General features: G+C 59.2%; 17 protein-coding genes. 13 read left to right on the top strand and 4 right to left on the bottom strand.

Annotation, left to right across the window (positions count from 1 at the left end; translation table 11 throughout):
* The first annotated feature begins 25 nt into the window (after positions 1 to 25).
* Positions 26 to 1,486, top strand: coding sequence for an MFS transporter (locus tag ACLB1Z_RS03170; RefSeq protein WP_409562001.1), 1,461 nt, complete (start codon positions 26 to 28; stop codon positions 1,484 to 1,486).
* Here ACLB1Z_RS03170 and ACLB1Z_RS03165 read toward each other — a convergent pair whose 3' ends face one another.
* Together ACLB1Z_RS03165 and ACLB1Z_RS03160 are read right to left on the bottom strand one after the other, a co-directional pair.
* Complete coding sequence (locus tag ACLB1Z_RS03165; RefSeq protein ID WP_409562000.1) at positions 1,487 to 3,100, bottom strand: DHA2 family efflux MFS transporter permease subunit; 1,614 nt, start codon at positions 3,098 to 3,100, stop codon at positions 1,487 to 1,489.
* Between the two features lie 50 nt (positions 3,101 to 3,150).
* Positions 3,151 to 4,416, bottom strand: a complete 1,266-nt coding sequence (locus tag ACLB1Z_RS03160) for an HlyD family secretion protein (protein WP_409561999.1) — start codon at positions 4,414 to 4,416, stop codon at positions 3,151 to 3,153.
* 113 nt (positions 4,417 to 4,529) lie between these two features.
* Here ACLB1Z_RS03160 and ACLB1Z_RS03155 point away from each other — a divergent pair, with 113 nt between their 5' ends.
* From ACLB1Z_RS03155 to ACLB1Z_RS03145, 3 genes are all read left to right on the top strand, one after another.
* Positions 4,530 to 5,177, top strand: coding sequence for a TetR/AcrR family transcriptional regulator (locus tag ACLB1Z_RS03155; protein ID WP_409561998.1), 648 nt, complete (start codon positions 4,530 to 4,532; stop codon positions 5,175 to 5,177).
* A 168-nt stretch (positions 5,178 to 5,345) separates the two neighbouring features.
* Positions 5,346 to 6,515 (top strand): HlyD family secretion protein, encoded by a 1,170-nt coding sequence (locus tag ACLB1Z_RS03150; protein ID WP_409561997.1) that lies wholly within the window; start codon positions 5,346 to 5,348, stop codon positions 6,513 to 6,515.
* Positions 6,512 to 8,119 (top strand): MFS transporter, encoded by a 1,608-nt coding sequence (locus tag ACLB1Z_RS03145; protein ID WP_409561996.1) that lies wholly within the window; start codon positions 6,512 to 6,514, stop codon positions 8,117 to 8,119. Before ACLB1Z_RS03150 ends, ACLB1Z_RS03145 begins: the two co-directional genes overlap by 4 nt.
* A gap of 34 nt (positions 8,120 to 8,153) precedes the next feature.
* Here ACLB1Z_RS03145 and ACLB1Z_RS03140 read toward each other — a convergent pair whose 3' ends face one another.
* Positions 8,154 to 8,381: a hypothetical protein gene (locus ACLB1Z_RS03140; RefSeq protein WP_409561995.1), complete on the bottom strand. Its 228-nt coding sequence runs from the start codon at positions 8,379 to 8,381 to the stop codon at positions 8,154 to 8,156.
* Between the two features lie 365 nt (positions 8,382 to 8,746).
* Here ACLB1Z_RS03140 and ACLB1Z_RS03135 point away from each other — a divergent pair, with 365 nt between their 5' ends.
* The 6 genes from ACLB1Z_RS03135 (at position 8,747) to ACLB1Z_RS03110 (ending at position 15,305) form a co-directional block, all read left to right on the top strand.
* A complete protein-coding gene (locus ACLB1Z_RS03135) occupies positions 8,747 to 9,367 on the top strand; it encodes a ribonuclease D (protein WP_409561994.1) in 621 nt (206 codons plus the stop codon).
* A gap of 85 nt (positions 9,368 to 9,452) precedes the next feature.
* Positions 9,453 to 11,405 (top strand): LPS export ABC transporter periplasmic protein LptC, encoded by a 1,953-nt coding sequence (lptC, locus tag ACLB1Z_RS03130; RefSeq protein WP_409561993.1) that lies wholly within the window; start codon positions 9,453 to 9,455, stop codon positions 11,403 to 11,405.
* 90 nt (positions 11,406 to 11,495) lie between these two features.
* Entirely contained in the window at positions 11,496 to 12,323 is an 828-nt protein-coding gene (gene lptB / locus ACLB1Z_RS03125; protein ID WP_371199588.1) for an LPS export ABC transporter ATP-binding protein, read from the top strand.
* 44 nt (positions 12,324 to 12,367) lie between these two features.
* Positions 12,368 to 13,903, top strand: coding sequence for an RNA polymerase factor sigma-54 (rpoN, locus tag ACLB1Z_RS03120; protein WP_409561992.1), 1,536 nt, complete (start codon positions 12,368 to 12,370; stop codon positions 13,901 to 13,903).
* Between the two features lie 230 nt (positions 13,904 to 14,133).
* Positions 14,134 to 14,748 carry a ribosome hibernation-promoting factor, HPF/YfiA family gene (gene hpf / locus ACLB1Z_RS03115; RefSeq protein ID WP_409561991.1) on the top strand — a complete coding sequence of 205 codons (615 nt, stop codon included), beginning with the start codon at positions 14,134 to 14,136 and terminating at the stop codon, positions 14,746 to 14,748.
* A gap of 92 nt (positions 14,749 to 14,840) precedes the next feature.
* The gene (locus ACLB1Z_RS03110) at positions 14,841 to 15,305 is read left to right on the top strand and encodes a PTS sugar transporter subunit IIA (protein WP_409561990.1); all 465 of its coding nucleotides are present in this window, start codon (positions 14,841 to 14,843) and stop codon (positions 15,303 to 15,305) included.
* A gap of 38 nt (positions 15,306 to 15,343) precedes the next feature.
* Here the strand turns inward: ACLB1Z_RS03110 and ACLB1Z_RS03105 are convergent, their stop codons facing one another.
* Positions 15,344 to 16,141, bottom strand: coding sequence for an undecaprenyl-diphosphate phosphatase (locus ACLB1Z_RS03105; RefSeq protein ID WP_409561989.1), 798 nt, complete (start codon positions 16,139 to 16,141; stop codon positions 15,344 to 15,346).
* Positions 16,142 to 16,283: 142 nt separating this feature from the next.
* Between ACLB1Z_RS03105 and ACLB1Z_RS03100 the strand changes: the two genes are divergently transcribed.
* From ACLB1Z_RS03100 to ACLB1Z_RS03090, 3 genes are read left to right on the top strand one after another with little or no spacing between them, the layout of a single operon-like run.
* The gene (locus tag ACLB1Z_RS03100) at positions 16,284 to 16,988 is read left to right on the top strand and encodes a glutathione S-transferase family protein (protein WP_409561988.1); all 705 of its coding nucleotides are present in this window, start codon (positions 16,284 to 16,286) and stop codon (positions 16,986 to 16,988) included.
* An 8-nt stretch (positions 16,989 to 16,996) separates the two neighbouring features.
* Positions 16,997 to 18,148 (top strand): tRNA epoxyqueuosine(34) reductase QueG, encoded by a 1,152-nt coding sequence (gene queG / locus ACLB1Z_RS03095; RefSeq protein WP_409561987.1) that lies wholly within the window; start codon positions 16,997 to 16,999, stop codon positions 18,146 to 18,148.
* Positions 18,145 to 19,014 (top strand): SDR family oxidoreductase, encoded by an 870-nt coding sequence (locus ACLB1Z_RS03090; protein WP_409561986.1) that lies wholly within the window; start codon positions 18,145 to 18,147, stop codon positions 19,012 to 19,014. The genes queG and ACLB1Z_RS03090 overlap by 4 nt, the downstream gene beginning before the upstream one ends.
* The last annotated feature ends 69 nt before the right edge of the window (positions 19,015 to 19,083 follow it).

Below are 19,083 nucleotides of genomic sequence, written 5' to 3'. Positions count from 1 at the left end.
CGCAGTGAGCTTAACGGGGGATGTGATGCAGAAGACGGCCTCGGACGCGGAAACGCAAACGGGCGACATTATCGAGACGAGCATCCCGCAACGCCTCGATCGCCTGCCGTTCGGACGCTTTCATATCCTCGTCATCGCGGCGCTCGGCATCACATGGATCCTTGACGGCCTTGAGGTGACGATTGTCGGCGCTATCGCCGGAGCACTTAAAGAAAGTCCCGCGCTCAAATTCTCCAATACCGATATCGGCCTCGCCAGCAGCGCTTATCTCGCAGGCGCCGTTTTAGGCGCAATTTTTTTCGGCTGGCTGACGGACCGGCTGGGCCGCAAGAAATTGTTCTTCATCACTCTTGCGACATACATGCTGGCGACGTTCGCAACAGCATTTTCATGGAATTTGGCGAGCTTCGCAGCTTTCCGTTTTTTCACCGGCGCGGGCATCGGCGGCGAATATACCGCCGTCAACTCAACGATCCAGGAATTGATTCCCGCCCGCCTCCGCGGCTGGACCGACCTCGCGATCAATGGCAGCTTCTGGCTCGGCGCCGCAATCGGCGCGTTCGGTTCGATTGTGCTTCTCGACACGTCCCTGATTCCAACCGATCTCGGCTGGCGCCTCGCATTCGCCATTGGCGGCGGCATGAGCATTGTCATCTTCGCGATGCGCTTCTGGATACCGGAAAGTCCGCGCTGGCTCATCACGCATGGCCGCGCCACCGAAGCCGAAAAAATCGTCAACGGCATCGAAGCGGATTTTGCGCGCGAGGGTCACGCCTGGGATCGCACCGGCCTCTCGACAACGCAATTCAAAGCCCGCACCCACACGCCGCTGGCTGAAATCACAACGGCGATCTTCAAGACCAATCGCGATCGCGCCATCGTCGGCTTTGCCCTGATGGCTGCCCAAGCCTATTTCTACAACGCGATCTTCTTTACCTATGCTCTGGTGCTGTCGTCATTCTACGGCGTCCCGACCGATGAGATCGGCCTCTATATCTTGCCGTTCGCCGCTGGAAATTTCCTCGGACCTTTGTTGATCGGCCGCCTGTTTGATACCTGGGGCCGCCGGCCGATGCTCGTGCTGACCTATAGTCTTTCGGGCATTCTGCTTGCCGGTACGGGTTGGCTCTTTGCGGCCGACCTCGTTTCGACGTGGCAACTGACAGCCTGCTGGGTCGTCGTGTTCTTTTTCGGCTCCGCTGCCGCAAGCTCCGCGTATCTGACAGTCAGCGAGTCTTTCCCGCTCGAAGTTCGCGCACTTGCGATTGCCATTTTCTATGCTGTCGGAACGGGCGTAGGCGGCATTGTCGGGCCTTATTTCCTTGGCCATCTAATCGACACCGGATCGCGCGATAGCGTGCTCATTGGCTACCTCATCGGCGCCGCCCTGATGATGACTGCAGCCGGTGTCGCAGCATTCAAAGCCGTCGCCGCGGAACGCAAACCTCTTGAAGAGGTCGCGCGCCCATTGTCGGCGACGGATTGATCAGTGTGCCGCCGCACCTGCGGCGGGTTTGGCTTTGCGCGCAAAGAGCAATGCAATCGCCGCGATCGACAGCATCACGCCGATGACCGCGAACGTGTCGCTGAATCCCATGATCAGCGATTGCCGCTTGACGACATTGCCCAACGCGACGATCGCCTGGTGCTTCGCTATCGCGACGTCGGACACGCCATGCGCCATGAAATAATTGGTCATCTCATCGATGCGCTGGCGCACGTTCTCCCGATTGATGTTTACAGACTGCCCGATGATGTTCGAGTGAAACTGCTCGCGCTTCGTGATGATCGTCTCCAGCGACGCGGTCCCGACCGCGCCGGCGAGGTTGCGCAGCATATTGAACAGCCCTGACGCGTTTGCTGCATCCTTCGGCCCGATCTGTGCCGTCGCGATGGCCGTCAGCGGCGTGAGGATCAAGGCTTGCCCGACCGCACGCACGATATTCGGGACGAACAACTGATCACCGGAATAGTTGAGCGACATCTCGATATTCATGAAGCAGCTCGCAGCAAACAAGGCGATGCCGACGATTGTGATATAGCGAATGTCGAAACTCTTCATCAGGCGAGGAACGAATGGGATGATCAGAAGCTGCGGCAGGCCCGTCCAGGCCAGAACGTTGCCGATCTGCTCCGAGTTATATCCCTGCACCTGACCGAGATATTGCGGCAGCACATAAACCGTGCCGAACAGCGCAAAGCCGACGAGCATGTTCGCGACCGTTCCTATCGCGAAGTTCCGGTTTTTCAGCAGCTTCAGATCGACGAGCGGCTTCTTCACCACCAGCTCGATCCAGACGAACGCCGTCAGAAACACGACGGCTGTGACCGCGAGATTGACGATGAACTGCGACCCGAACCAATCGTCCTTGTTGCCTTCCTCCAGCATAGTCTGCAGCGACGAAAGTCCGATCGCCATCGTCACGATGCCCGCCCAATCGCCTTCCTTGAGCAGCCCAAGCTGCATCTTTTCCTTTTCGAGCGTCGCCAGCAGCGCAACGATCATGATTGCGCTCGGAATGGTGTTGATGAAGAAAATCTTCTGCCAGCCGTAGTTCTCGGTCAGATAGCCGCCGATGGTCGGGCCGATGGCCGGCGCAAACGTCACCGCAATCGCAAACAACGCAAGCCCGATCGGTTGCTGCGGCTTCGGCAGTCGGGTCACCACCATCGTGAAAGCCATAGGGATCAGTACGCCGCCCGCGAAGCCCTGAAGGCCACGCATCGCAATCATCTCACCGAGATTATGAGCGAACGCGCATGCCATCGAGAACACGGCAAAGAAGAACGTGCTCGCGACGATATATGTACGGAACGAAAAAACGCGACTGAGATAGCCGGTCAGCGGAATGACGACGATCTCGCCAATGAGATACGACGTCGAAATCCACGCCCCGTTATCGGCGCCAGTTCCGATGCCGCCTTCGATGTCGAGCAACGACGCATTCGTGATCTGGATGTTCAAGATCGACATAAACGCGCCGATCATGCCCGCGATAACGGCGATCCACGTCGTCAGACTGGCTTTGTCTTCTGAAATCGAAGTCGTCTGACGGGGCAGAGTCGCGCCCGGCCCTGTCGTCTCAGCGATGCTTGCCATGACGTTTACTCCACAGTGCAGCCGCGCGTCATCACGCGCAGCCGCTGGGCTCACTTGGCTGCAACGGACGCAGCCATCCCATCTGTCTTCTTCTTCGTTTCAATGGTCGGATAGACCGACATCCCCGGACGCAGCTCACCCGCCAGCGGGCTATCCGGATCGAGCACAATCTTTACCGGGATACGCTGCACGATCTTCGTGAAGTTGCCCGTCGCATTGTCCGGCGGCAGCAACGCAAACTGCTGGCCACTTGCTGGCGCGAGACTATCAACGTGCGCCGGGATCTCGACGCCAGGGAACATGTCGACTTCAACATTCACCGGCTGCCCGGGACGCACATCTTCGAGCTGCGTCTCTTTGTAGTTCGCGACGATGTACGCAGCGTTCAACGGCACGACCGCCATCAGCTGCGTACCCGCCTGCACGTACTGACCGACACGCAATGTGCGATTGCCAACGACGCCGTCTATCGGAGAAACGACCGTCGTGTATGAAAGATTGAGTTCGGCCTGATCTTGCACGGCCTCATCATGCGAGAGTGTAGCTTTCGCTTGCGCAACTTCCGCCTTCAGAATGTCGATTTGCTTCTGCGCATTCGTCAGCGTCGCCGTATCGCGGGCGATAGAAGCACGGGCAGCCGTAATCCGAGCCTCCGCCTGCTGCGCATTCTGGACGCTACCATAGCCTGTCGATGCAAGATGGCTGTAACGCTCGCTGTCTTGTTCCGCGAACGTCTCGTTGGCTTTGTCGACGTCGATCGTTGCCTTGGCGGCGTTGATGACCGACTGCTGGGCATCGAGCGCGGCAACCTTGTTGGCAACAGCAGCCTTCGCCGCCTGAACGTCGGCCTTCGCCTGCTCCAGTGCGACTTTGAAATCACGATCATCGATGCGCGCCAGAACCTGACCAACCTTCACGCGCTCGTTGTCGTTGACAAGAACCTGCGTGAGGTAGCCTGAGACGCGCGGAGCTATGGTTGTATTATCCGCCTGGACATAGGCGTCGTCGGTCGAGACTTCGAAACGCCAGACGTTCCAATACTCCCAGCCAAGATAACCGGCTGCGGCTAAGGCGAGGAGGCTCGCACCAGCAATGAGCACGCGTTTCAGCCCTTTGCGGGGAACCGGCTCAGCGGCCGTATCCGCCCCCAGAGACTGCGAGGGAGCGACATCTGGCTCGCCGGTAGCGCGACCATGCGGCGCGGTCTCGGCCGGTGCCGGAAGGCGCTGGAGCGTTATTGGACGATCCACGTAAGGTACTGTTTCGTCTTCAGAAATTGACCTATCTGGCGTCAGAGCATTCGGATGAAGACTCATGGCCGGCTCCTGTAAAAATGTCGGACTTAGCGCCCGAAGAATTTTTTTAGAAACTTGCTGTTTTCCAAAATAGGGACCATTATCTCTGTGTCAAGTGAATTTGGAAAATGATCATGGGACAAAATAGTGCGGTTCAGAAACGGTGCCGCGGGCGGCCCCAGGTCCGGCCGGACTCGGAGACGCTTCATCTTCTGGTCGAAGCCGCCACCGCTGAATTTCAAGCCAACGGCTTCGCGGCGACCACAATGGGTAACGTCGCGCAGAGAGCTGGCATATCGACCAAGACGATGTACCGTCTGGTCCCGTGCAAAGCTGATCTATTCGAGAAGGTGATTTCCGAGCGGATCGGCAACTTCATGCTGGCCGTCGATCCTGTCAGCCTCGACAAATTGGACCTGACGGAAGCGCTCGAACGTATTCTCATTTCATTCGGCACGCTGACGCTGAGCAGGGAGACCATAGGCCTTCTTCGCCTCGTTATCGGCGAAAGCGACCGCTTTCCCGAACTCGCGGCTGCCTTTCACGAGATCGCCGTGACCCAAACCACAAACGCCATCGCCGGATGGCTAGAACGCCAGCGTCAACGCGGTTTACTGAAAATTGACGATCCCTTCAGATCTGCCTCCGCAATCCGCGGCATGATGACGATGGACCTTCAGCGTTCGGCTATGCTCGGCGTCGGCCACGTGCCTGAACCTGACGAAATCGAGGCCCGCGCGAAGTTCTGCGCGCGTCTATTCCTCGACGGCTGTCGAGCCTGAGCAAAACCACGATAGTCGCTGATACCTCTGCCATCTGCATCGTGCGTTTCGGCAATTTTAGGACTTCCCTTCGGCGTCCAGATGGGGCAACGAGCCATGTATAGTGCCGTTGCGAATACTCTTTCTCTACGGCCATGATGTTCTGCCGGCACTGCTTCGAGGAGAGTCATGACCGACAGCCCAGCCGGCACGCAACAGCCCGACCCTGCAACGACCCCACGCCGCGCGACACCCGCCTGGGTCTTTACGACCTTGCGCGTGCTGGCGGTTGCCATTGCGATTTACATCGCGTGGTACGTCGCCGGGCATTGGGATCGCTGGACCGGAGCCGCGCGCTTCGAAACGACCGATGACGCATTCATTTCAGGCGACGTCACGCCGCTTGCGGCGAAGGTGTCCGGCTATATCAAATCGGTCGCCGTCAACGATTTCCAGTTGGTGAAAAAAGGCCAGCTCATCGTCGAGATTGATCCCGCCGACTACAATGCCGCCCTAGTGCAGGCACAGGCCAACGTCAGCGCCGCCCAGGCAAACCTCGCCAATCTCGCCAACCAGAAAGATGTGCAGCGTGCGTTGGTCCGCCAGGCCGAAGCGACGATCGACGCCACCAACGCCGACCTCGATCGCTACAATCTGGAATCCGAACGTCAGCGCAACCTGCTGAAATCCGGCGTCGCCGGCACGCCGCAAGGCGTCGAACAGGCCGACGACAATGCCAAGCGGACGGCTGCTCAGCTTGAACTCAACAAGGCGCAGCTCACCCAGCAAAAGGCCATTCTCGCAAGCCTCGACGTCGAGCAGGTCCAGCTCGAAGCGCAAGTCCGCGCCGCCAAGGCTCAGGCCGCCCTCGCCCAGAACAACGTCGGCTATACCCGCATCGTGTCGCCCGTGAACGGTTTGGTCGGCCAGCGTCTTGTGCGACCTGGCCAGTTCGTCAACATCGGCACCCAAGTCATTGCAGTCGTCACACTTCCGGAAATCTGGGTCATCGCGAACTACAAAGAAACGCAGATGACCAATATCCGTCTCGGTCAGCCTGCGACCGTGCACGTCGACGCCTTTCCCGATTTGAAATTGACGGGTCACGTTGACAGCTGGTCGCCCGGTACGGGCAGCACATTCGCGCTCCTTCCGCCCGATAACGCAACCGGCAACTTCACCAAGGTCGTGCAGCGCGTTCCGGTCAAGATCGTGCTTGACCATCATCCGGCTCTTGGCACGCTGGTGCGCCCTGGAATGTCAGTCGAAGCCACGATTGATACCGGCGCCGCACCACCGGAGTCCGCAGCAAGCCCAACGGCCGGCACACCGAACATTCCGTCGGGCTCCGGCAAATGAGCGCCGATGCCGCGGCAGCTCCCGTCCCATCCCCCGTAGCCGCGAGCGGCGCGGAGCAAACCGCGCAGCAGACACACAAGATTTCGTCGCGTCCCTATATCGGGCTGGTCGGCGTCCTGCTTGGCGCAACGATGAGCACGCTTGGCAGCCGCACGACGACGTTTGGCCTCGCTGATCTGCGCGGCGGCTTGCACGTCGGCTTCGATGAAGGGGCCTGGATCACCACCAGCTTCGGCGTCGGACAAATGTTGATCGGCGTCGCCTCGCCCTACCTCGGCGCCATCTTCGGTGTTCGCCGCATCCTGCTGATGGGCATCATCGTCTTCTTCATGACGAGCCTGCTCGGACCGCTATCGCCGAACCTCACCGCCTTTCTCATCATGCAGTTTCTCGGCGGCATCGGTTCGGGAACGTTCATTCCACTGACGGTCAGCTACATTCTTCGGAACATTCCGAAAGGCCTCGTCATATACGGCATCTCGATCTACGCCATGAATTCGGAGTTGTCGCAGAACGTCGCCGCCTCGCTTGAAGGTTGGTACACCGACAATCTGTCTTGGCATTGGATCGACTGGCAGTACTGCATCGCACTGCCCATCATGTATTTATGCATCTGGTACGGCATGCCGGTCGAAGGCGGCCTAAGCCGCCGACTGCGCGATCTCGACTGGCCTGGGATTTTCTATGCCGGCGCTGGCTTCGGCCTTCTCTATGCCGCGCTGGACCAGGGCAATCGCCTCGACTGGCTGAACAGTGGCCTGATCGTCGGACTGCTCGTCGGCGGCGGCCTGCTGACGATGCTGTTCATCGCCCGCGAACTGATATCGCCCAGCCCGTTCGTCAATATCAGGGTCATCGCCCACGAAAACCTGATCCCGCTGCTGCTCCTGCTCGCCGGCTTCCGGTTCATCATTCTGTCGACCGCCTACATCATCCCGAGCTACCTGCAGACGGTGCAGAACTTCCGCGAATTGCAGGTTGGGTCGGTGCTCCTTTGGATCGCGTTACCGCAGTTCGCGATCGTCCTGCCGCTCGGCTACGTCCTGAACCGCGTCGATGGCCGCTACGTGCTCGCGCTTGGCAACTTGATGATTGGCATCGCGTGTCTGATGGGAACCAACCTGACGAGCGAGTGGGCGACCAATGATTTCCTGCCGTCGCAAATTCTGCAGGCGCTTGGACAGTCGTTCGCGTTGACGAGCCTGATCGTTCTCGTCATCAAATCGATCTCGCCCGCAGACGCGCTGACAATCGGCAGCCTCTTGCAGATGAGCCGATTGTTCGGCGGTGAAATCGGCACGTCTTTCATGCAAACGTTCGTGCGCGTCAGAGAACAGGTTCATTCGAACCTAATCGGACTTCATGTCGACGCTTCGTCCGTCATGACAGTCGACCGGCTAACGACGTACCAGAACGCTCTGGGCGCGCACTCCGCCGATCACGCCGTCACAGCCGGACGAGCGACAAAACTGCTTGGCTCGGCCGTCGCTCAGCAGGCCGCTGTTTATTCTTATATTGACGGCTTCCTTGCCGCGGCAGTCGGCTCGGCGATCTGTCTGCTTCTCGTGGCAACCGTCCAGAAGCCGAAAAACCCGGCGTTCTGATCCAAGCGGTCATCTGCGCTTTTGATCGCTTCGACTACTGCAGCCGTTCGCCGTCGTACTCTCTGAACCGAGAGACCGCGTGAACTTTCAGTCGATCCGGATCGAGCTGGCCAGCCTTTGCCAAGGTAATGACGGCTTTCGCAACCCGAGCCCGCCCCTCTTCGTCCGAGGGTGTAATACCGAGCTCTCGGCAAGCGATATCGAACGTCATCTGAAGAATATCGACTTGCGCGCTATCGAAGCCTCCGAAGGTACCTTTCATGTGCGCTCCATCACTAAAAAAACAGGCGGGAGCACACGTACCTCTCTCAGCCATCGGCGCCCGGGCGATAGGCCGATGATGGTGAGAGCATACTCGAGGTTTGCTTTGCGACCTAACGCCTTTTCGACATTCAATACAGCCCCCGGTTGATATTACCGTGAACACACCTAGGACCCTGCTTGCTATCGTCGATATGCGAATGCTACAGACGAACTGCTTTGAGTCCTCGAGCGCATAACAACATCAATCTCTTAGCGTCCCGAGTGCTCGCAAATGCTGTGCGTTACTTCCAGGCTTCTCCAGGTTTTCGAGCGCCGCGATGAAACTCTCGTCGCCAGAGCCGCGATAGACCGTTGAAAGACAACATGACCAAATCCAACATCAAAATTCATCACGGCGATCTTCCTGCCGGATTGTCGTTTCCCAACGGCGTCGCCATCGACACGGAAACGCTCGGACTTAATCCGCATCGCGACAGGCTGTGCCTCGTGCAGCTATCAAGCGGCGACGGGACGGCGCATCTCGTCAAGTTCGACGGCAAGAACTACGATGCGCCGCATTTGAAGGCGCTGCTGACGGATCCGGCGATCGTGAAAATCTTTCATTTCGCCCGCTTCGACATCGCGGTGATGAAGCAGTATCTCGGCGTCGAAACGGCCCCGCTCTACTGCACCAAGATCGCCTCCAAATTGGCGCGCACCTACACCGACCGCCACGGGCTGAAAGACCTTGTCGGCGAGCTACTCGGAATTGAAATCTCCAAACAGCAGCAAAGCAGCGACTGGGGCGCACCCGAACTATCGGAAAGCCAGATGGCCTACGCCGCCAATGACGTGCTGCACCTTCACGCGCTCAAGTCGAAGCTCGACACGATGCTTGTGCGCGAAGGCCGCGCCGAGTTTGCGCAATCAGCCTTCGGCTTCCTGCCGACACGCGCCCGGCTCGATCTTGCCGGCTTCGAGGACGACGACATATTCGCTCACTAAAGTCGGGAAAAATCGCCTCAGGCGACAAGGTCCCAAAGTCTCCCCAATTTAAGGCGAGATTACCGGACCTAAGGGGGGCAATGGCATGGCCAGCATGGCTGCCGCTGAAACTTCAAGCGTCGCGCACGGACGGTCACGCGCATCGGGCAGCCGAATCGTCATTGCCGGCGATCGCACCCAAAGCCGCACGGCTGCACACCGCCATTCCCGCCGTGTGCGATTTCTGAAAATCGGACTACCGCTCACTGCCATCGCAACGGTGGCGCTCGCGACATTGAACATCCTTGAAAACATGGGGGTCGGGCCGACGCTGCCACCCATCGAGGTTCCGAAAATCATTGCCGACAACCTGAAGATGCACAACCCGCATTATCAGGGCTTCAATTCGGACGGCGGCCACTATTGGGTGAAAGCCGAAACGGCGCAGCAAGATCTCAAAACGATGACGGCCGTTCATCTCGACCGCATAACGGGCGAGCTGACCGACGCCAAAAAACAGAAGACCTATCTCACCGCTGCACGCGGCATCTTCGACAACAAGTCGAACATCCTCGAACTGTTCGACGCGATCAACGTGACCGGCGATGGCGGCCTCAATGCCAAACTCACGCGCGCGACGATTCAGACCAAAGAAAACATCATCACGTCGAACGAACCCTCGACGATCGTCATGGGCGCCGGTCAGATCACGTCCAATCAGCTGAAGATCCGCCAGAAGATGAAGGAATATACCTTCCTCGACAATGTCCGGACCCACATGCAGCCCAAGAAGACGGCCGCCTCCGCTGACAATCAGCAGGACCAGAATGCGCTGCCGTTCGGCAAGCCCGGACAACCCGTCGATGTCGCATCGAACCGCCTCGATATCGACGACATCAAGAAAACTGCGACCTACACCGGCGGCGTCGTCGCGAGCCAGGCAGGCGCGACGATGACAGCGCCCGAAATGGTCGTCAGCTACCAGGGCTCGGTCGCACCGGCCGGCAAAGGCGACGACAAGACCAAGGCGCAGACGGCGAACGCATCGGACCCGTCTGGAACCCAGGTCAAGCTGATCGTCGCGAAAGATTCGGTCGTTCTGAAGCAGCCGAACGGCCAGACCGCAACCAGCGACCAGGCGACGTTTGACACGCTGGCCCATACCGCCGTTCTGGAAGGCAACGTCGTCCTCACCCAAGGCAACGACCGGCGTGCCGTCGGCGACCGTGTCGATTACGATGAGACCGCCCAGACGATGACGCTGACCGGCCCCGTTGTGGTGACCCAGGGCGCGAACGTGCTCAAAGGCCGGCGCCTCATCTACAATCGCGGCACGCAAAAGATGCAGCTTTCGTCTCCCGCGAACCTTATGGGAAGTTCGTCGGCGGGACGGATCACGGCGCATTTCGTCAAAGACCCGGCGAAGGCGTCGGCGGCGAAATCTGATAACGACAATGAAAACAGCGACGGCATCGCGTTTGGTGCCGCCTTCAAAGCCGACCCGAACTCACCTTATGATGTCGTGGCCGACCGTCTCGACGTCGACGACAACGCCAAGAAGGCAATTTTCGTAGGGAATGTCTCAGCCGTTCAAGGCACCATGACGATGCGCTCACAGGAGCTTACGGCATTTTATACCGGCAGCGCCGGGATGGGCGACAGCAACGACGGCAAGGCATCCAGCACCGCCGCTTCTCTCACCCACCTGACCGCGCGCAAGAAGGTCGTCGTCACCGCCAAGGATGGCCAGACGGCGACCGGCGACTGGGCCGAAGTGGATGTGAAGAAAAATTTGACGACGATGGGCGGTGCTGTCGTGCTAACGCAAGGCAAGAACATTGTTCACGGGACCAAGCTCGTGATCGACATGACAACCGGCGAAGCCACGATCAAAACAGAGCCGACGGCGACAAGCAGCGGAGCGATGGTCAGCAGCAGCGATGGCCAAGGCGGTGGTCCGGTGTTCAAAGCCGACCGGCCGAGTGCGGTCTTTTATCCCGGCCAGCTCCGAAAATCGAAAATTCAAGCTGACGGTTGGCAGGTCCGTACGTCGCCTTGACCGCGCCGCAGAGTTGGCCTGAGTTCGGGCGTCAAGGGAGCTTGCCGGACAGCGGCAAGGTATTTGGTGTTTAAGGCTCTACCCATCCGCCTGAAAAAGAACCGTGAGGCGCCGAATGGATCGGCCGCTTACAGCAACGGCGTGGCCCACGCCGCGCCGGCCGCGGAAGATCCCCACGCTATCGGTGCCGACGGCTGGCTGACGGCTTACGACGTTAAGAAATCCTACCGCAAGCGGATGGTCGTCAAAGGCGTCAACCTCGCGGTCGGACGCGGCGAATCCGTCGGCCTGCTGGGTCCCAACGGCGCCGGCAAAACGACAGTTTTCTATATGATTACGGGTCTCGTCGCGGCCGACGAAGGACGCATCACGCTCGATGGCGAAGACGTGACGAGTCTCCCAATGTATCAGCGCGCGCGCCTCGGTGTCGGCTACCTGCCGCAGGAAGCTTCGATCTTTCGAGGGCTGACCGTCGAGCAGAACATCATGTCCGTGCTCGAACTGATCGAGCCCGACCGCAAGGCGCGCAAAGAACAGCTCGACAGCTTGCTAGAAGAATTTTCAATCACACGGCTCAGAAAATCGGCAGCGATGGCGCTCTCGGGCGGCGAACGCCGGCGGTGTGAAATCGCCCGCGCACTCGCATCGCGCCCGTCATTCATGTTGCTGGACGAACCATTTGCCGGCATCGACCCAATCGCCGTCGGCGACATTCAGCAGCTGGTTCGCCACTTGACCGAACGCGGTATTGGTGTGTTGATCACAGACCATAACGTTCGTGAAACATTAAGTCTTATCGATCGCGCATATATCATCTACGACGGTCAGGTTCTGACGCAGGGCAAACCTTCGGAAATCATATCGAATGAAGATGTGCGGCGAGTTTATCTTGGCGATATGTTCGTTAATACCGGTTGAGTATAGGTCGCTCCGGAATTCTAAGTACGGAGTAGCTAAATAGCGTGGCACTTTCAGCAAAATTGGAGCTGAGACAAGGCCAGCAGCTGGTCATGACGCCACAGCTGCAGCAGGCCATACGCCTGCTCCAGCTCTCGAACCTCGAATTGACAGAGTTTGTCGATGGCGAGCTTGAGCGCAATCCTCTACTCGAACGCGACGAGACCGGCGGCTCCAAGCCCGTCGAAGAACCTTTGAACGAACGCCAGGACGAGCGTGCCAGCAGCACAGACGAAAGCTGGCTCGACCTGCGAGAGCCGGTCCGCGATCACACCGGCGGCCTCGACGTCGATTTTGGAAACGTTTTCCAGGAGCCGGGTACGGGCGAGCCGGGCTCCGCAGCGGGCGCAGCATCCGGGCTGAGCTGGGCCAACGTCTCGCAGCGAATGCACAATGGCGGCGACGGCGAAAGTGACCTCGAGGAATTTGTCGCCAACCAGGTTTCGCTGCGAGAACATCTGGCCGCGCAACTACCGCTGACCGTGACCGACCCCGCTGAACGGCTAATCGGCCAGTACCTCGTCGATCTGGTCGATGAAGCGGGTTACATCCCGGCCAATCTGGATGCGATCTCTGAGCGGCTCGGTGCCCCGCTGGAATTCATCGAAAGCGTCCTCACCAAGCTACAATCGTTTGATCCACCGGGAATTTTTGCCCGTTCATTGGCGGAATGTCTAGCGCTCCAGCTCAAGGACCAAAATCGCTACGATCCGCTGATGGCGGGCCTGCTGGCCCACCTCGACCTTCTTGCCAGCCGCAACATACCGGCCCTGAAAAAGGCGCTCGGCATCGACATGGATGAGCTGGCCGACATGATCCGCGAGATCAAGCGCCTCAATCCCAAGCCCGGTCTGAAATTCGGCTCGGTGCAGGTCCAGCCCATCGTCCCGGACGTCATCGTCAGAGCGGCGTCGGACGGCGGCTGGCACGTCGAGCTGAATAGTGACACTCTGCCGCGGGTCCTGATCAACCGCACTTATTACGCGCGGGTTGCTCGTACGGCGACCTCCGAAAAGGACAAGACCTACCTGTTCGACTGCCTGCAAACGGCCAACTGGCTGGTGAAGAGCCTCGATCAGCGCGCCCGGACCATTCTGAAGGTCGCCGAGCAGATCGTCCGCCAGCAGGACGCCTTTTTCATGTACGGCGTGCAGCACCTGCGCCCACTCAATCTCAAGGTGATCGCCGACGCCATTTCGATGCACGAGTCGACGGTCTCCCGGGTGACCTCAAACAAGTATATTTCAACGCCACGGGGCATTTTCGAGCTTAAGTATTTCTTTACCTCGGCTATTGCGTCCGCCGCTGACGGCGAAGCCCATTCATCTGAAGCGGTCCGCCACCGCATCAAGCAGCTCATCGATGCCGAAAGCGCAGAAGACGTCCTATCCGACGATCAGCTCGTAGACCGCCTGAAAGGCGAGGGCATCGACATCGCTCGCCGCACGGTCGCCAAATACCGGGAAGCCATGCGCATTCCCTCGTCCGTTCAACGCCGCCGCGATAAGAGATTGGTGGAACGTTTGGGTGGCATGGCTTGAACTCCATGACCTTAACTTAATGAACAACCTATATTTTCTCGTTTCACTTAATTGCCCAAGCGTGATTTGACAGGGGAACTTGCCGAGCCTATCGCTATTAACAGGTACGTCCCGTCAGAAGTGGCGGTCACACTTTCCTCACGGACGTCCCGATAGGTGGCTCGCAACCTCTGAGCAGACATTGCTCGGTCCCGAGGCACGCACTTTGGCAGTGCAGAACAGGCATCTACATGACCATCCAAATCACCGGTAAGAACGTTGAAGTTGGCGACGCCTTCAAAAGCTATGCGGCCGATAAAATCCGCGCCGTCCTGCAGAAATACCTTGCGCGCGAAGTCGATGGACACATCCGGCTGGAACGCGAGCGCGAGGTCTTCAAAACCACTTGCTCCGTGCGCCTGACGAACGGCCTCCTTCTCGAAGCCCATGGTGAAGGCGCCGATGCCTATAGCAGCGCCGATTCCGCTGCCCACCGGCTCGAAACGCGCGTGCGCCGCTACAAGGGCCGCATCAAAAACCATTCATCCGCCACTGCCCGGCGCAAAGTCGATATCGAGGCCCGCGACTACGTCGTGAGCCTGAACGATCACGACGAGCCCGAGCAGGACGAGGCGAATCCGCTTATTATCGCCGAAGGACAGCGCAATATTAGCCATATGACGGTCAGCGAAGCCGTCCTGCAGCTCGATTTGTCGGAAGCGTCGTTCATGATTTTCAAGAACGCCGCCCACGGCGGGCTCAATGTCGTCTACCGGCGCAATGATGGGCACATCGGGTGGATCGACGCCGATCTTCCCATGGGGGCAAAACCGAACGGCGCATCGGCGTCGAAGCACGTGGAATAAGCGTAGGCTTAACTTTGCATGACTGTGGACACCGCCCGTCATCCGGCGCGGCAAGCCACAATGGCGGCCATTTCATCGTGGATGGGACTGGGATGAACATCGAAGATATGCTTGCCGACGACGCGATAATTCCGCGTCTGGAAGCTGATGACAAAAAGCAGGCCCTGCAGGCACTCGCCGCCAAGGCTTCGGCCGCAACGGGAGCCGGTGCGCCGGACATCTATGCCGCGCTGCTCCAGCGGGAACGGCTGAGCTCGACCAGCCTCGGCCGCGGCATTGCGATCCCGCACGTCAAGCTTCCGACGGTAGAGGCGATCACATGCATTTTCGCGCGGCTCGAACACCCTATCCCATTCGAGAGCCACGACGGTGAACCCGTCGATCTTCTGTTTTTCCTGCTCGCCCCCGAGGGCGCGGGCGCTGACCACTTGAAGGCCCTTGCCCGCATTTCCCGCCTCGTGCGCGATCCAGCAACGCTCGAAGGACTGCGTAACGCTGAGGACGTCGACGCGTTGCGCAACGTTCTGATGAACCCCGTCACCTCGCACGCCGCCTGAGCCGGCCACTCACTTGGACTGTGGGAGACTGTGGCTGACTAGTGCAGCACCATAAGCGCACCGAGCCCCAAGCCGCCCACGAGAATACGCCACCAGCCGAAGAACGACAGACCGCGCCGCGAGATAAAGTCGAGCATGTAGCGCACGACGATCGCGCCGGTGATGAACGCCGCGATGAAGCCCAGCACGATGTGGCTGACATCGTCCGGCGTCAAAATCGACCAATTCTTGTAGAGATCGTAGGCAAACGCGCCGGTCATCGTCGGCATCGCGAGAAAAAAGGAAAACTCGGCCGCCGTCCGCTTATCAGCTCCGAGCAGCATGCCGCCGACGATCGTCGATCCTGAGCGCGAGACGCCGGGGATCATCGCCAGACACTGCACGAATCCGATGATCAGCGCTTTAAGCGGCGGGATATCCATCACATCGACATATTGCGGCTGATAACGCATCCTGTCGACGACGAGCAAAATGATGCCGCCGATAACGAGTGAAATGCAGATGATCATCGGCGATTCGAAAAGGAAATCCTTAATAAACTTATGGGCCGCGACGCCGATGAAAACAGCGGGCAGAAACGCCAGCAGCACAGCGAACACGAAGCGCCGCGTCCGCGGATCACTCGGGAAATCCACAGCTAAGCGCCAGAGCTTTGCGGAGTAGACCGTCAGCAGCGCCAAGATTGCGCCAAGTTGAATCAAAACTTCGAACGTCCGTCCCGTAGACGACACACCAAGAAGACGCTCCGTTAGCAAGAGATGCGCCGTCGAAGAAACCGGCAGATACTCCGTCAATCCCTCGATCAAGCCGAGCAATATGACTTGCCACGTTTCCATCGCTGCTTCCCCCTCGGGCTCATACAAAACGAGGGAGCGTTAGCAGAATTTCCAACAACTCCAAAGCGGTCGTTTGGCCGAGTTGCCATCGAATTGACGACACCACGTGTATAGTGCCGCCACCACTACGATCAGGAACGCTATGCCACTGCGCCTTACGCAATACCGTCTTTGTCCGCGATCCCGGTCTATCCGCCTGGCGCTTGCCGAATACCGCGTCGACGTCGAACTGTTCGAAGAAAAGCCCTGGGAATGGCGGCAAAGCTTTCTCGCCAAAAACCCTGCCGGAGAATTGCCTGTCCTCGAACTAGAGAACGGCCTGACGCTCTGCGGCGCTTATTCGATCTCTGAGTTTATTGCCGAAGACATGCCGTTCAGCGCCGACGGCGCTACCGCCGCGCCGCCAGCCCTCATCCCAGGCAACCGTGAAGACCGCGCAGAAGTCCGCAGGCTGATCGATTGGTACCAAGGCAAGTTCGATCGCGAGGTTACCCGCGAGCTGCTGATCGAGAAGGTTTACAATTCGATGCGCCCGAGCGGCCCGATTGCACCCGATCCAGGCGTGCTGAGGGCCGTCCGCGCCAACCTCAAATATCACCTCTCCTACACCGGCTACCTCGCCGACTCGCGCCGGTGGTTATCGGGCGACGAGTTGAGCTTTGCAGACTTCGCCGCTGCCGCCCATATTTCGACGTGCGACTACCTGGGCGAAATCTCGTGGCACGACTATCCAGCCGTTAAGAATTGGTACCAGCGCATGAAATCGCGGCCGTCGTTCCGCGCCCTGCTGGGCGACCGCGTCCCTGGGACCGCGCCGCCCCTTGCCTATTCGGATCTCGATTTTTAAATGGCAGTATGCCTGACGCCAGAAACGCGAGTTCCGATCACACTGAGATGCTCCGCGCCGAAGCGCAGAAGCTCGGTCTCGATGCAGTCGGCATTGCGCGGCTCACATCCGACGCGCATCTGCCCGGCAGGCTCGCCCACTTCCTGAACGAAAAACGCCACGGCGACATGGACTGGATGGAAACCCACGCCGATCGGCGCGGCGATCCGCTCCGGCTCTGGCCTGAAGCGAAAAGCGCAGTCGTCTTCGGTCAATCTTATGCCCCGCCAACCAATCCGCTCGAAGCGCTCGATCACCGTTCGAACGCCGCTATCTCCGTTTACGCCAAAGGCCGCGACTACCACGACGTCCTAAAGAAGCGCATCAAATCTCTGGCACGCACGTTTGCCGAACGATCCGGCGCGGACGTCAAAGTCTTTGTCGATACCGCTCCGTTGATGGAAAAACCTCTGGCCGCGAAAGCCGGTCTCGGCTGGCAAGGCAAACACACCATCCTCGTATCACGCGAGCATGGCGACTGGCTCTTTCTCGGTGTCATGCTGACGACGGCTGAATTGGAACCCGATGCCGAGATGACGGACCATTGCGGCTCATGCAGCCGATGCCTCGACATCTGCCCGACGAACGCTTTCCCAGCGCCCTATCAGCTCGATGCCCGCCGCTGCATTGCCTACCTCACCATCGAACACAAAGGCCATATCGCCCCCGAGTTTCGCACCGCTATCGGCAATCGTGTTTTCGGATGCGACGACTGCGCCGCGGTTTGCCCGTGGAACAAATTTGCCGGCGCTGCGACCGAAATTAAATACGCAGCGCGTCCGGAAACCGATAATCCGCCGCTCGCCGAACTCCTCGCGCTTGACGACGCGGCCTTTCGCCTGCGCTTCGCCGGCACGCCGATCAAACGCACCGGACGCGATCGCATCGTGCGAAACACGCTCATTGCGTCCGGAAACTCCGGCGACCGTTCGCTCCTCCGTCATATCGAACCGCTTCTTGCCGACGAGTCCCCTCTCGTTCGCGCCATGGCGGTCTGGGCAGCGCGGCGTCTCGCCGATACCAATGAACTGCACGCCCTGCAGCGCCGTTATCGAGATAGCGAACACGATCCTGAAGTCGCCGCCGAATGGATCATTCCAATGGAGGAACAAGCGGCATGAGCCGTCTTTTCTGTTTCGGACTTGGATACTGTGCCGCCGAGCTTTCCCGCCGCCTGTTGGCGCAAGGCTGGTCGATCGCAGGAACGACGTCGCACCCTGACAAGCTCCGAGGGCTGAAAGCGCAAGGCTTTACGCCCTTTCTTTTCGACGGAACATCGGCACCTGCCGATATCGCCGAAGCGCTCAAGTCGACAACACATGTACTGCTCTCTATTCCGCCCGACGCCGAAAGCGATCCAGCTCTGCGCTATTTCGGCGACGCCATCGCAGCCAGCTCCTCCATCACGTGGATCGGCTATTTTTCGACTGTCGGCGTCTACGGCGATGCCCACGGCAACTGGGTCGATGAAACGACCGAGCCCAACCCCGGAACAACGCGCGGTCAACGCCGCCTGCAGGCCGAAACCGGTTGGATCAACCTCGCCAGGAAAAGCGGCAAGTCGCTCGTCATCTATCGCTTGCCCGGCATCTACGGACCAGGCCGCAGCGCCATCGACCAATTGAAGGCTGGAACTGCACGGCGCATCTTCAAGCCGGGACAATTCACCAACCGCATCCACGTCGCCGATATCGCGACGGCTGTCGAAGCCAGCATGAATCTCGCGCCGGGAACGCATATCTTCAACGTTACCGATGATATGCCCGCGCCGCCGCAAGACGTGATCGAATACGGGGCCGAGTTGCTCGGCGTACCGTGCCCGCCGGCCACCGATCCGACGGACGAAGCGCTGTCGCCCGCGGCGCGCAGCTTCTACATCGAGAACAAGAAGGTCTCGAACGCACGCATGAAGACCGAGCTTGGCGTCAGACTGGCCTATCCGACCTATATCGAAGGCCTGAAGGCGATCGCCGGTCTTGCGCCGTGAAGTTTCTTGCAAATGGTCACATCATCTCCGCCATTCCGCCAGAATGGAGAATAATGGTCTCATCGTAGC

The organism is Hyphomicrobium sp. MC8b (assembly GCF_905067615.1).
Classification (GTDB): Bacteria; Pseudomonadota; Alphaproteobacteria; order Rhizobiales; family Hyphomicrobiaceae; genus Hyphomicrobium_B.
The sequence above is the reverse complement of the archived record's forward strand: the minus strand, read 5'-3'. Positions and strand labels throughout refer to the sequence as shown.

Coding starts and splice junctions, on each gene's coding strand:
- ACLB1Z_RS03090 (WP_409561986.1), top strand. CDS start 18,145: ATGAGCCGTCTTTTCTGTTTCGGACTTGGATACTGTGCCGCCGAGCTT.
- ACLB1Z_RS03135 (WP_409561994.1), top strand. CDS start 8,747: ATGACCAAATCCAACATCAAAATTCATCACGGCGATCTTCCTGCCGGA.
- lptC (WP_409561993.1), top strand. CDS start 9,453: ATGGCCAGCATGGCTGCCGCTGAAACTTCAAGCGTCGCGCACGGACGG.
- ACLB1Z_RS03170 (WP_409562001.1), top strand. CDS start 26: ATGCAGAAGACGGCCTCGGACGCGGAAACGCAAACGGGCGACATTATC.
- ACLB1Z_RS03165 (WP_409562000.1), bottom strand. CDS start 3,100: ATGGCAAGCATCGCTGAGACGACAGGGCCGGGCGCGACTCTGCCCCGT.
- ACLB1Z_RS03150 (WP_409561997.1), top strand. CDS start 5,346: ATGACCGACAGCCCAGCCGGCACGCAACAGCCCGACCCTGCAACGACC.
- ACLB1Z_RS03145 (WP_409561996.1), top strand. CDS start 6,512: ATGAGCGCCGATGCCGCGGCAGCTCCCGTCCCATCCCCCGTAGCCGCG.
- ACLB1Z_RS03110 (WP_409561990.1), top strand. CDS start 14,841: ATGAACATCGAAGATATGCTTGCCGACGACGCGATAATTCCGCGTCTG.
- hpf (WP_409561991.1), top strand. CDS start 14,134: ATGACCATCCAAATCACCGGTAAGAACGTTGAAGTTGGCGACGCCTTC.
- ACLB1Z_RS03100 (WP_409561988.1), top strand. CDS start 16,284: ATGCCACTGCGCCTTACGCAATACCGTCTTTGTCCGCGATCCCGGTCT.
- ACLB1Z_RS03105 (WP_409561989.1), bottom strand. CDS start 16,141: ATGGAAACGTGGCAAGTCATATTGCTCGGCTTGATCGAGGGATTGACG.
- ACLB1Z_RS03160 (WP_409561999.1), bottom strand. CDS start 4,416: ATGAGTCTTCATCCGAATGCTCTGACGCCAGATAGGTCAATTTCTGAA.
- ACLB1Z_RS03140 (WP_409561995.1), bottom strand. CDS start 8,381: ATGAAAGGTACCTTCGGAGGCTTCGATAGCGCGCAAGTCGATATTCTT.
- queG (WP_409561987.1), top strand. CDS start 16,997: ATGCCTGACGCCAGAAACGCGAGTTCCGATCACACTGAGATGCTCCGC.
- ACLB1Z_RS03155 (WP_409561998.1), top strand. CDS start 4,530: ATGGGACAAAATAGTGCGGTTCAGAAACGGTGCCGCGGGCGGCCCCAG.